The sequence below is a fragment of the Bradyrhizobium sp. CB82 genome, assembly GCF_029714405.1.
Classification (GTDB): domain Bacteria; phylum Pseudomonadota; class Alphaproteobacteria; order Rhizobiales; family Xanthobacteraceae; genus Bradyrhizobium.
Genome location: NZ_CP121650.1, coordinates 8,449,583 through 8,463,026, shown reverse-complemented (window position 1 = coordinate 8,463,026; position 13,444 = coordinate 8,449,583). Strand labels below are relative to the sequence as shown.

Sequence of the window (13,444 nt, the reverse complement as noted above, 5' to 3'; positions counted from 1 at the left end):
GCTTACCGACAGCTAAGCTCCTTAGCGTCAGAATGTGCCTATCGAGACTGACCGGCCCCGCTTGATCTCTCCGCGATCTGGCAGCGGAGAATGGGATGGTCCCTGTGACAATATCAGGCGATTCGGCGGCCCAGATTCCCTACGGACGTGCAAAGTCAGGCTGCAACTGCCCGGCGGGTGAATTGGCGGCGTGTTCGGCGGACGGTCGCCGTCCGCGACGGCAGCTGTCGGATGCGAAAAGCAAATTCCCTTTGGCAACCTAAGAGGCGGCATTAATGGACACAGGGCGGGCCCAGCGGGGCACTGGCATTACTCCCGAAGCTTCCGAGCGAGCCCATCGCCAAGGTTGCCTATGCGGTCTCGCCCGCGCCACAACGGAGTGGGTCGGGGCCTTGACCAGAGCGCGGGCCTCCAGCCCTGCCGGCAATCCAACCGACCCTCAGGCCCCCGCCACCAGAGAGATGTCACTGGACGGGCTCTTGGAAGGCTGGGCTGCCGAAGAGGGGCAGGGCGAACACGAGGACCGGCAAGAAGCGGTAAGACGAACGAAAGCTTTGTGCGAGGAGATGCTCAATGTCAATCTGCCGCCGTCGCTGGATCTTACATCGCTGTCCCTGACCACCCTGTCTGCCGCGCTCCCGGCCGGACTTCGACGCCTGACCATCTATAACAACCAGCTGACCAGCCTACCCGATACCCTTCCGGCAACACTTCAGAGTCTCGACGTCAGTGGCAACCAGCTGAGCGCCCTGCCTGACCTCCCGGCCGGACTGCGGCACCTGAACGTCGACGACAATCAGCTGGACAGTCTGCCCGATATACTTCCGGCGACGCTTCAGCAGCTCAACGCCTGCGGCAACCGGCTGACCAGTTTGCCCGAGACCCTCCCGGCTGGAATCCGGCAGCTCGACGCCGGCCGCAACCGGTTGACGACGCTGCCCGAAGCCCTCCCAAGCGAGCTCAATTGGCTCAACATCAGCGGTAACGAGCTGACCAGTTTGCCTAACACACTCCCGGCTGGACTCGTGACGCTCTACGCCGATCACAACGAGCTGACCAGCCTGCCTGAGACCCTGCTAACGCAGCTGGGCTCAGAGTGCACCATTGATCTGGATGAGAACCCGCTGCCCGAGCGGGTGCGGACCAACCTTGCGGCAGCCATGAATGTCGAGGGCTATGCCGGCCCGCAGGTCTTCTTTTCGATGGGCGGCGGTGCGGCGGAAAGTCAGACGCGGCCCCTCGCCGAGGCAGTCGCGGCCTGGCTCAAGGACGAGCCGGCGGTGGTGATCGCATGGCAGGGCTTCGCCGATGAACCGGGTGCCCAGGAATATTCACGCTTTCTCGACAGGTTGCGGCTGCCGGACACCGTGAACCATGGTGATGCCGCGTTCCGGCAGGCGGTGGCAGACGGTCTACGGCATGCAACGACGAAGCCGCGATTGCGCGAGCAATACTTTCAGCTGGCCATCGGAGCGAACGAGACTTGCGAAGATCGCATCATTTTGACCTGGAACAGCATGCAGACCGCACGTCTGAACGCTGATGTCGAGGACGGGGCCTATGACGAGCGGCTCGACGAGCTCCTCCAACAGGGCCGCGTCATGTTCCGCTTGGACGCGTTGGAGGGGATTGCGCGCGAGAAGGTCCGTTCGCTCCGCTTCGTCGATGAGATTGAGGTTTATCTCGCCTATCAGGTCAAGCTGCGCGAGCCGCTGCAACTGCGGCACATCGCCCCCAACATGCGCTTTTACGCCGTCGCCCACGTCACGGAGCACGACATTGCCGCGGCCGAGATATTGGTGCGAAACCAAGAAGCGACGGGGTTCACTGACTATCTGGCAACCCGCTGGCAGCCCTGGGAGACGGTGGTGAATCGCATCGCACCCGAAGCCCATGCAGCGACGCAGAGGCGGCTCGCCGATGCGATGGACGGTGAGTTTCAAGGCCGCTTGGCGCAACGGCTCGCCGAACATCAACTGACCGGCGACGCCGATGCCGAGCGGGAAATCGGAGCCCAGATCCTCAAAGAAATCACTCGCGAGATCAAGGGCACGCTAACGCACCAGGTGCTCGCAGACCGGGGCCTCGTCCTGTGAAGCCCGCCCTTCATTTACAGAGGCGGCTCTCAATCCCAGTTGCACTGGCACAGTCATGACGTCGGATCGGCCATTCGCGCGCATGTAGCGTTGATCTGCCAAATGTCCGGATCTTCGCGCCTCGCCGAGCCGCGCTAGTAGGGCCAGCCGTTGTGCCAGCAAGGCTTACAGGCTATCGCGGCGGCCGAAGAAGATGTCTCCGCGGAATTGGATTGGTCTGAATTTGATGAGGCTGACGAAATCCTCCGGAAAACGGATGGCTCTCGATCGGCATACGCTGATCTGTTCAAAGCCACTCACGAGGGCGGGCACCCTCGCTCCAACCTGTTACGTCGCGAACCTGAAGGCATGACGGCTGTCTGAGGATCATGAGTGGCATCACGTAAACCTAGCGGCGCATCGAAATATTGAGTGAGGCGCAAACGGCCGGTGGGCTCGCCCGAACGATGTCCAGTCCTTGTCGTGCGATCAAGTTCGACCACTACACAGATCACCGTTTGTGACGCAGTAGCACTACCTGCGGCGCCATAGAATGCTCCATTGCCGTTTCTGGGAAAGAAACGGTGCAGTGATACAGCTGTGACGCAAATCCAATGATGCGGTTGCCAGTCAGGTCGCCTAGGCTCCCCTATAGCTCCAAGCTCGTAAGAGCTACCGCCGTCAGCTCGCCGTCAGCCTTGCTGCCTATCATTCGCTGTGATGGGACGGTGCAACCTTCATGCGAGGCGAGAATCGAGATGCACAATCGAATCGGCCAATCATCAACTCTTCCGCGCCAAAATGACGAATTGAACAATTCGCTCAACAGCGACGGCTTCGATAAACAACTTACCGATCTTGCACGGTACAGGAATCTACCGCCTGGGGATCTGCCCGAAGGAATGGGGTGCTGCGCCAGTAATCTTGCCAACAGTACATCGTCCCCTGCAAGGATGAGCACCTCTGTGTTTCAATACAGGACTGCTGAATTGCGCGATGCGAATGTCCAAAACATTTGCGTTGGGCTCGTGGCTGGATGGCTTCCCAATCTCGCGCAAAGCCCAAGATCACGAATGACTGCGCTGTCACGCGGATCGAACGGGCACCGCTCAGCGGCCAGCTCTCAACAACGGTATGAAGATAACTTTGGATCGTTGCGAGAGGACGGCGTAGAAGGCGCTGAAGCCAATTTTAGCGCACGGGCAACCTTGCTGAGGCAAGCGGGCTTTTTTCCAGCCAACGACGGTATTACGTACGCGTTCGGCGATACCGAGCAATTCTTGGAATTGAAGGACAAGATCGTGTCCGATGGGAGGACGTATTTGCTCAGCTTGGCTTTCGAGCGCGATGGGCGACAGGAACATCACTTAGTTGCGACGTCAGCATCGGATGAGATAGTGACGCTCTTCGACCCAAACTACGGAGAATTTACCATTGAACCGGCGGATGTGGGTGAGTTCTTCAGAAGCCTCGCAAATCGGTACAGAAGTCCCCCCAACAGAATGGAATTGCTCAGTATCACCACACAAAGGGTACGGCTGACTAGGGACTAGCCGATGTGAAATGCACTTCGATCCGCAAGGCAGGCTTCCTGACATTCGGCAAGAGTTGATGCCCCGGCGTCTGAGATAGCCGGGGCTATTTTGCGGGTTGCGGTCCGAGATGTGGTGCGTATCCGGAACAACGCAATCGACGACATTGTGAAGCCGGCTGGTTACGTCGTCAGGCTAATTGGCTGAGCGATTGACTTTGTGGCGTTCAGGATAGTCCGCTTTGGTGCGAGAAGCTGATTTTTTACGACGAACGAAGCGACGGAAAAAATTACAAAGTGGGCGATCGGCCTCCGCCACTGCGGGATGTGTCGGCGCCCATTCTGGCTGCGCCGGAACGGTGATCGCAGCCAGGGGCACCCACGCTCGTTCGAGCGTCACTGGATCGCGCGGCTGGGCGACTGTCTCGGTGCGAATGTCCAGCCACTCGAACGAGCGACTGTGGACGGCGACAAGCTGAGCGGGCCTGAGCGCAGCGAAATCATCTCGATGGAAAATCCTTATCACTCGACGGACTCGACTTGGATGTTGTCGAAGGGGTTCAAGATCATGTTGCCGACTTCATCAATTACAGGGAGTAGGGGGTTGACGGTCGCAAAGCCGGCGATTCAAAGGTCCGCCCCACAGAAACGCTGAAGGACGGGAACTTCTGCCGAGCTATGTGAGAGTGCTTTTTTTGGTCCACAAGGTTTAGTGCTGCGCGCCTGCGTCACCCAGCGGAACGAACCTCGGCGTGGTCCGCGCCAAAGTGCGTCGCAGCTCGCAGCAAGACATGCTGCCGTCAACGGCGGCGACCATCCGCTATCGCGAAGATGGCGTTGCCATGCCTGCCGGCCTCCCTCGCCAGCTGGAAGTTTGCAGCCGGCCCGATTTGGGAATTCCAAATGCTTCCGGTTGGCTAGTGCGTGCGCCCGATCACCAGTTCCTCCTCAGGCGCTACGGTGGCAGATTGGCGGAGCAATGCTGCAGCGAGCAAGGCTGAAAGAGCATAGCCGAGCCCCGGCACTATCAGCGTGACCCCATAGCCCAATCTCGCGGCTATAAACCCACTCGGCGCGAAGCCCGCCAGTGCGAAAGCCGACATTACCGAAGTCAGGAACGTGACATCGGTCCCCGCTTTGCCTGGCCGGGCGAGTCCGAGAAACCAATTCGTGAATGTGACATGCTGGACTGCGAGTGCCGCGAATACGAATCCAACACTTCCTACAGCGCTCACGCGAACGTCGACATAGCGATCGATAATCGAAAGCGCTCCAAATCCGATGGCCAGGACTGCGCAGCCCCAGATCAAACCTCGCTGCGGCGCCATTCGGGCCAGGATCGCGCTGGTCAGCGGTGCGACGATAGTATACGTCACTACGTTCGAGAGCGCTCCGATCCATCCGATATCTGCCGCGGCAAAGCCGAGATCAACGAGCCGCAGCTGCACCGTTGCGAACGCCACAGCGACCCCGATAACGCCGGGCGCGATCAATGCGGCCGTCGTCCACAGGCCGCTGTTACGTAAGATCGCGAAGATAGATAGGCGCTGCGGCGAACGCCATCGGTCTTTGCAAAGGAGCGGTTCAGGAATCGCAAACACCCATCCAGCGAAAACGGCTAACAGCACTGCTAAACTCAGCAAAGCCGGGCGCCAACCGACAATCTCGATCAATTGGAGGCAAACCGCGCCACCGATCACGTGGCCGATGACCCTGCCCCAGCCCAGCAGCGCAGCGCCGAGCGGACGTTCGCCGGAATCGAGGGCTTCCGCTATGTAGCCCAACGTTGCGATCCGCTGTGTGGCTGCGACAGTCGCAAGCGCCAGAGAAACTAGAAAGATCGCCACAAAATCGGTTCTCGGATTCAAAAATGCCATCGCTGCAAGCACGGTGGTCGTGGCGACTTGGGTCAACAGGATCCATGAACGCCTCAGTCCGAGACGATTGAGGCTCCATCGATCCACGACCGGGGCCCAAAGAAAGTTAACGGTGAAGGCAAAGAATACCGTGCTGTACAAGCCGACCGATTCGAGGCTGGCGCCGTTGCCTCGAAGGATCACGGGAATGGCCGAATAGATGAACGCGATCGCCAGATACTGCTGACTCGCCAATGCAACCATGCCGATATGTGGCATGTAACGATTTCCCATGAGCCTTTTCCTTCGAAACAGCAGTTTGGCGTGTGCTCCCAAGAGCACGGTTTGAACAGGCAGCGGATCGTTCCAGCGCAGGCAGCGCCTCGCACTGCCGGGTGTGCAACTCTCAAGAGGGTCAAGAAAGCGCTGAGGCCAGCGGCAGCTCGCTCGTTTCATCGTTCGTTCGAAGTCGCCGCCTTGAAAGTTGCAAAGTCTTCCGTTGGCGGCCGATTTGCCTCGTGCCTTAAAGGATTCGCGCCCGTTCCCGAGTTTCTCGCGCGATATCATTGCAGAGCACTCAGATTGAGGAGAGGGCAAGCGTTGTCCCCTCAGCTGCGTTCAGGCCTGAGCTTTGGAGCTTGCGGAACTAGCTTTTCGTGCAGTCGTAACGGGCCGCAACATCGTTGTTCGTCGCCGGCGCCGCGTCGGGCTGGATCGGATTCCGGTGTTGCTGCGTTCGCATCAGGCCGTGCTCAACGACGACGAACACCTGCGGTTGACCCCATCTTGTCGACCAAAATTACTTGCTACGAAGACGCGGTGGTCGACGTCGTTGCCACGTCGGCAAATACGTCCCGTAGTAATCATCGCCGACCTACGCGGCCCCTATATCTTCCGATCAGCTCCACAGAGGTGGCGGCAACTTCAATGCTGGCCCAAAGCCCACCGAATTGGCTGCGCAGCTTGCGAAGGGCGCAATCATTGCGGCTCCGCAAGAACGAACTCCAGATCTCATTATACACTCCGCTGCGTTTTCCCGTTTTTCAGCCAGCGCCGTGAAGTGGCGTCGGGCGACGGCGGTGCGGATGAAGCAAGCGGCGTGCCGCTTGAAAATTGGCTTCTTCAAGTGCTCCGTATCGGGTGAGCGCCTCGAATGGAGAAATTTGTCTCAAACCCAACAATCGCGTGGTTCGCGTTCGACGATACGGACTGCGTCGAACCACACGCAATTCGGTGTCATCACCGAAGTACAGCGGGAGGGGACCAGGGACAGCAGGTCCACTCCTTACACATCACCGCAGATGCCAGAGGTACAGAAGCAAACGACGGGCCGAACGCAGAAGATTTGCGTCTGCGCGCACCATGCGTCGCATTGTCGACATTTGGTTCGGCGCGGATAGTCGGGAGGAAAGAGTCGATTGCCGCCACGGACGAATATGCCAATGGCATCACCGCAATCCGCAGCAATATAGCTTTCTGGTGTCGAACACAAAACGGGTCGAGTTAGCCACGCCGCTTGATCATGTTATCTATGCAAAATCCCGCATAGCTCATCGCCATTGCCGAACTGAAACCCCTTTGTCGTCGTGTGAAGTTGCCAGAACGGACTCTAGTTTCCCCTTCCAAGAGTAAAAAAGTTTCTCTGCCTAAGCGCAAACATGGAATCTCCACATCATGGCCGCCGTCGGCTCTCGATGGACAGGGTTCCGGCTAACGAAACTACTTGCGTGTGCAGTGCGGTCGCGTATTATTGCAGTGCGGTAGCGCCTTGCTATCGTGCCCTCCTTGGGCGTTTCCTCCCTAGACTTGGGCCGCTTGTGAATCAAGCGGCCCCTTTTTCTTGCTCATTAATCCTAGGACTTGGCTCGCATAGGCTAGCATTAGATTTGCGTTTGATGCGGAACGACATAGATCGCGACCAAGGACTTGAACGCCAGGCTGCGTAAGCTTGGCATCTTCGGCTAGCACCTCGTGTGCCCTGTGCTGGGGTGCATTACGTGTTTGGGCATGCAGCTACCAAGTCCCGTAAGCGTTCATTCTGGTTCTGATTCATGGGCTCAGCGGCAAGCCTTTTTTGATTTGGACGGCAAGTTCCTCGGCTATCGCGGCGTCAGCACGGACGTGACCGCAACGATCCGCGCAGATCAGTCGGAGCAAGAGCTGCGGAAGGCTCAGACCGAGCTCGCGCATGTCAGGCGTGTGACAATGCCGATGGTTGACGACCTCTATCGCCCGCGAGATTAACCAGGGGATGTCCCGATCGCTGTTGAACTACGTCGGGCCGACGTTGCCGGAATGAATGTTACGCGGCCCTCGTGACGTGGGCAACGGGGTTGATCGTCATGCGATTGTGGCGAGCTTGAAGGGCCGCACGCAAAACCGACAATTGCTTATGCGCCTTCAATCGTCGGAAGCCCTTGTTGGCCTCGATCATGCCGGCCGCGACCCATCGCAAGGCCATGCCGGCATCCCGCCAGCGTTTGACGTTGCGCGTGACGCGGCGAATGGTGCCCATCATGTTCTCGGCGATGTTGGTACAAGCGAGCGATCGACGAAGCTCCTTCGGCAGCTTCAACCGGACGACAGTCAGGATTTCGTCGAGGCCTTCGAGGATGCTGGCCGCTACGCCGGGCCATTGCTGGTCGAGTCGACGCGCGAGATTGCGGATCAATTTTTCAGCCTTGTCGGCGTCATCGAGCTCCCAGGCCTGGCGCAGCACCCGACGGGTGGCCGCATGATGCTCTTTCGGCAGGCGTTCCATGATGTTGCGCGCCTTGTGGATCTGGCAGCGCTGGATCGCAGCGGCCGAACCGAAGGTGCGGCGGATCGCCTTCGACAACGCCTTCGCGCCGTCGGCGATGAACAGTCTTGGCACCGTCGGGTCGAGCCCGCGCGAGACCAGGTTGTCCAGCAGGGCCTGAACCGTTGCGGCGTTCTCGGTCGCCCCTTCCACCAGCGCCAGCGGATGCTTGTTGCCTTCGCCGTCAACCCCGATCGCGGCCACCAGCACGAGATCGTCGCCGAGATGCAGCCCGTCGATTTGGACCACCAGAAGGTCGAGCGCGGACAGATCGGCAGCCATGAAGTCGGCCAGCCGCGCCGCCGACAGCGCTACGAACCTCCGCGAGGCCGCCGACTTCGAAACCCCCGATCCGGGCGGTGCCGGCACGTCACCCTCGGGCAGCCGGACAGCGCGGCCGAACCGGCGCGTCGACACATTGATCAGCATCAGGTTCATCGCCCAGCGACCGAGCCAGTCCTCCTCCGCCGCCGTTTCCCAGCTCGGGATCGTGACCTCGCGGCCGTCCACGCCCCGGACCCGCGGGCGCTCGACCTCGATCTTGCCGCCGTGGAAGCCGATCCGTCCCCGCGTTCGGCCCCAACGGTGCGCCCGCCGCGCCGCGTCGCGACCGTGGCGCGGCCCGCAGGCCGCCGTGACATCCGCCTCCATCATCGTGCCGAGCGCCTCGATCCCTGCCGCAAGGCAGAACCGATCGAAGCTCGCCCGCACTTCTGCAAACGCTTCGTCCACAGCCCCGGTCGCCGGCCAACCAGCCGGTGTGATATCTCTCGTCATGGCGTTGCTCTCCTTTGTGGAATCAGCACCCCGAGCCTACCGGCTCAAGGTGGGCAACGCCGACCTCTTCAGAAATTCAACAGAACCCGGGACATCCCGGATTAACCAACCACTCGCCGCGATTGTTAGCAACGCGGACGCATGCCTTGGTTAAGTGACCTGAGCAACTCTTGACTGGATATGATGCAATCCAGGCAAGCGAAATAATCCGCCGCTTTGTCTACCTGCGAAGAAAGGTAATATCGAGATGGAGCCTCTCGATATCAACGATGTCGATGGCAGTCAGCTTGTCGTCAGCTGGCCCGCCTAATCTCCCAGCGCCAGAAGGGACGGTTGCCCATCACTACGACTCGGGCCGGGAACGCAATAGCGCCGATGCAACAGACTCGCAGTAAGGCTGGGCGTCCGCCTGCAGCGAGCCCGGATGGCCCAGCAGCATGATGGGCTCTGCCTAACTTTCCCGCCGACACCGATTCGCTACACACGCGCACGCTGATCACCGCGGATGTGACAGTTTATGCCGGTTACACTAGAGCACGCGATCATCATGACCTATACGTTAACAATCAACGGCACTTCGGGCGCCGATATCCTGTTTGGCGGCACCGGCAACGATCTCCTAACCGGCGGCGCTGGCAGCGACCTCTTCGTTGTTTCGAAGAGGTATGGCTCCGACACCATCAGCGACTTTCAGGGCAGCACCGGCGGCGACGTGCTGCGCGTGCAGAACTACGGTTTTGCAACGTTTGCAACTTTCATGTCCGCCGCGAAGCAGACGGGCGCGGATGTAGTCGTCACGCTCTCGTCGAGCGAGACGCTCACTTTGCAGAACGTTGCGCTGTCGTCTCTCACGGCGGCAAACGTCGTCGTCGATAATCCGCTTCCTGTCAGCGCATCGCCGAACACGGCGTGGACCACGATCGGAGCCGGGGGGACGCTCACCGGTGGCGCGACCAACGACTCGCTGCAGGCGATGGGCGACGGCGTTACGCTGATCGGCGGCGCGGGCGACGATTCGTACTTCATGTACAATCACGAAACGAAGGTGGTCGAACTCGCCGGTCAGGGCATCGATACCATCTACGATGGCATGATCGACGGCTACAGTCTCGTCAATGCGCAGAATGTCGAGAATCTGACGCTGGGGGGAAACTACAACGCGCCTGCGACCGGCAACGATCTTGACAACATCATCGTCGGCAACGCCGGCAACAACATGATCGACGGCGGCAAGGGCAATGACGTCCTCACCGGCGGAGCCGGCAGTGACACATTTGTCATCCGGACCGGAAATGGCAACGACATCATCACCGATTTTCAAACCGGCGCTGGCGGAGACATTCTCCAGATCAATGGAACGACCTTCAAGACGCTCGCAGACGTCACGGCCGCCATGCAGCAGGTTGGCACGGATGTCGTTCTGTCGCTCGGCAACGGCGAGAAAATAACGCTCGAAAATACCCAGGTTCAGAATTTCACGACCGCCAACATCAATATCGTCACAGCACCAACGGGACTGATTCAGACCTTTGGCGGCGATTTCAATTCGCTGTCCGCCGGCCAGGACCCGCATCTGACCTGGAAAACAAACTACGCCTGGAGCGGAACAGCAAGTTATACGCTTTCCGGTGAGCAGGAGGTCTACGTCGACCCGAGCTTCACTGGCCTGCCTGGTAGCCAGGCGTCGAGCCCGCTGGGCCTCAATCCGTTCTTCATACAGAACGGCCATCTCGTTATCACGGCAGCACCCATTCCATCGACCTATGCTGCCTATGTCGGTAATCATCAGTTCTCATCGGGCGTGATCACGACCGAGAACAGCTTCGTTCAGACCTACGGCTACTTCGAGATGAAGGCCAGCTTGCCCGACACCAAGGGCGCCTGGCCAGCCTTCTGGATGTTACCGATCAATACGCACGGTCAGGCGACGGAACTTGACGCGCTGGAAGCGCTGGGTCGGGATCCTGACCAGGCCCATTGGGGCTTTGTTTCATCGAGCACACCAAATCAGGGCTATTGGGCGAATACCGCCAACCTCACCGCCGGCGATCACACCTTTGGCGTGGAGTGGACGCCTTACACGTTGACCTATTTTGTCGATGGCGTGGAGGTCGGACAAGTTGCAACCCCATCTGACATGAACACCGCGATGTACATGATCGCCAATCTGGCGATGGGCGGAAGCTGGGCCGGCAATGCGGATCCCAGCGCAACGGCGCAGATGAGCATCGACTACATCAAGGCCTATCAGTTGCCGGAGTATACGCTCGCGAACTACACGCTTCTGACCAGCGGAGCTCCGACAACGACCATCGCGGGCACCGCGAATGCGGATACTTTGACCGGAACGTCGGGCAACGACCTGCTCGGTGGCGCAGGCGGTGCCGATACCATGACCGGCGGTCTTGGCGACGATACCTATATTGTCACAGACTCGAATGCCAAGGTCATCGAAGGCTACGGCGGCGGCGTCGATACGGTCTTGTCCTCCGTCTCGTACACGCTCTCTGACTATATCGAGAACCTGACGCTGACCGGGTCAGCCGCGATCAACGGCACCGGCAATTCCGAGGCCAATATCATCATCGGCAACGCTGCGGCCAACATCATCACCGGCGGACTTGGCAATGACATCCTGACCGGCGGCGGAGGCGCCGACACCTTCGTTATCAACTCGGGCGACGGCTCGGACATCATCACCGGCTTCGCGCCGGGCTCAGCCGCGGGACATGATATCGTTCAACTGAACGGCTTTGCGTTCACGTCCTATAGCGACATCAAGGCAGCGATGACACAGGTCGGAAGCGACGTGTATCTCGCGCTGACGAGCCAGGACACGCTGGTTTTTCGCAACACGACAATTTCGGCCTTTGCCAGCGACGACTTCCAGCTGCCGTCGACATTGCCGGTGGGCGGCGCCATTACCTCCTGGATCAGCGGCTCGACGAGCAGCCATATCGTCTACGGCACTGCCGCGAACGACCAGATCACAGCGGTGAACGCCGATGACACGCTGATGGGGTGGACGGGTGACGATACTTACGTCATCGGCAATCCAAACCAGAAGATCATCGAAAATCCCGGCGGCGGCATCGACAGTGTTCAAGCCTGGTCATCCTACACGCTGTCAGCCAATGTCGAAAACATGACCCTGATGAAGGGAGGACTGACTGGCGTCGGCAACGAACTGGCCAACCGGATGGTTGGCTCCAGCGGGGATGACATCCTCAACGGTGCTGGTGGCGACGATTGGCTGTCCGGCGGTGCCGGCAACGACACGTTCATCCATGGCCTCGGAAGCGGCCACGACACGATCGCCGATTTCCACGTGCTCACGAGTGCTGCCGCAGAGCACGACAAGCTGGTGCTGAAGGGCTACGACGCCAGCGCTTATCTGACAAATGTCGGGGACGAGTGGACCGTTCACTATGCAGGCGGAACCGACAGTTTCCGTATAGCCGGGGTGACACAGCTGTCATCGTCCGACTGCGCGTTCGTCTCCGCCACCGGCGCATCCATGACCATGGTCGGCCTGCCAGCACCGTCAATTTCCCTTAGCGGTTCGACCTCGCCGGCCGCCGCCGGACTTACGAACGCAAACCAGCTGACCCTGACCGGAACGGCCCAGGCGGGAGTGACGATCAAGGTTTTCGATCAGACAACGCAGATCGGGGTAGCGACGGCCGATGGTAACGGCGTCTGGAGCTTTTCGACCTCGGTCCTTGCCGACGGAAGCCACTCGTTGATAGCGATTGCGGCAGACGGCGCCGGCGATGTCAGTGGCGTTTCAACTTCCGCTGCGATCACCATCGACGCAACTGCACCTAACGCGCCCGACGGTGATCCGTCCGGTTCGGACATCCTCGATCTCAAGGACATCTCGTTCGGATCACGCACGAAGGTCGCCTATTCTGGCGGCACTTCGGGTAAGCTGCCTACCGTCTCGGACGCGCAGAACCCCACCTCGCAGACTAAGCCGGTTGAAGACTACACCCATTCGACGTTCAATCTGTCGAGCAACGGAAGCGAAAGGACTCTGGTCATCGACCCGCCGGTCGACCAGTTCAATTTTTCGCCTGCGAAGGCCTCACCGCCGACTCCAACGCCAATCCACGCTGCAGTCGCTGGTGATGCCTTCATCTTCGCCGGGACTGCCACTGCTGGCTCGGCTCACCCCCTGATCTCGTCCGATCACGCACAGGACAAGGTCTTATGGACCGAAAATCATATCGGAGGGACCCTCGATCACGCCCTTGCGCATGGGATGTCTTATATCGAGGTTACATCTCATATCGACCCCACAGATTTTCATGGTTACCTCCTGCATGCTTAGAGCGCCCCTCGCAGCTCTCGCCTTGGAGCGGCGAGCAGCGTCGACAGCTGTCCCTTTTAATTTCGTGCCCCG

At 59.6% G+C, this 13,444-nt stretch carries 5 protein-coding genes; 3 read left to right on the top strand and 2 right to left on the bottom strand.

Annotated features, from left to right (window positions below; genetic code table 11):
- Positions 1 to 275: 275 nt before the first annotated feature.
- Together QA640_RS40115 and QA640_RS40110 are read left to right on the top strand one after the other, a co-directional pair.
- Positions 276 to 2,096: an NEL-type E3 ubiquitin ligase domain-containing protein gene (locus tag QA640_RS40115; protein ID WP_283038126.1), complete on the top strand. Its 1,821-nt coding sequence runs from the start codon at positions 276 to 278 to the stop codon at positions 2,094 to 2,096.
- 737 nt (positions 2,097 to 2,833) lie between these two features.
- On the top strand, positions 2,834 to 3,628 hold the full coding sequence (locus tag QA640_RS40110; protein ID WP_283038125.1) for a YopT-type cysteine protease domain-containing protein: 795 nt from the start codon (positions 2,834 to 2,836) through the stop codon (positions 3,626 to 3,628).
- A gap of 895 nt (positions 3,629 to 4,523) precedes the next feature.
- Here QA640_RS40110 and QA640_RS40105 read toward each other — a convergent pair.
- The gene (locus QA640_RS40105) at positions 4,524 to 5,756 is read right to left on the bottom strand and encodes an MFS transporter (RefSeq protein ID WP_283038124.1); all 1,233 of its coding nucleotides are present in this window, start codon (positions 5,754 to 5,756) and stop codon (positions 4,524 to 4,526) included.
- A 2,008-nt stretch (positions 5,757 to 7,764) separates the two neighbouring features.
- On the bottom strand, positions 7,765 to 9,039 hold the full coding sequence (locus QA640_RS40100) for an IS256 family transposase (RefSeq protein ID WP_283037679.1): 1,275 nt from the start codon (positions 9,037 to 9,039) through the stop codon (positions 7,765 to 7,767).
- 517 nt (positions 9,040 to 9,556) lie between these two features.
- Here QA640_RS40100 and QA640_RS40095 point away from each other — a divergent pair.
- A complete protein-coding gene (locus QA640_RS40095) occupies positions 9,557 to 13,372 on the top strand; it encodes a family 16 glycosylhydrolase (RefSeq protein WP_283038123.1) in 3,816 nt (1,271 codons plus the stop codon).
- Positions 13,373 to 13,444: the final 72 nt, after the last annotated feature.

What these genes read in the sequence shown, in the direction of transcription:
- QA640_RS40115 (WP_283038126.1), top strand. Translation starts at nt 276, where the DNA reads ATGGACACAGGGCGGGCCCAGCGGGGCACTGGCATTACTCCCGAAGCT.
- QA640_RS40110 (WP_283038125.1), top strand. Translation starts at nt 2,834, where the DNA reads ATGCACAATCGAATCGGCCAATCATCAACTCTTCCGCGCCAAAATGAC.
- QA640_RS40105 (WP_283038124.1), bottom strand. Translation starts at nt 5,756, where the DNA reads ATGGGAAATCGTTACATGCCACATATCGGCATGGTTGCATTGGCGAGT.
- QA640_RS40100 (WP_283037679.1), bottom strand. Translation starts at nt 9,039, where the DNA reads ATGACGAGAGATATCACACCGGCTGGTTGGCCGGCGACCGGGGCTGTG.
- QA640_RS40095 (WP_283038123.1), top strand. Translation starts at nt 9,557, where the DNA reads ATGCCGGTTACACTAGAGCACGCGATCATCATGACCTATACGTTAACA.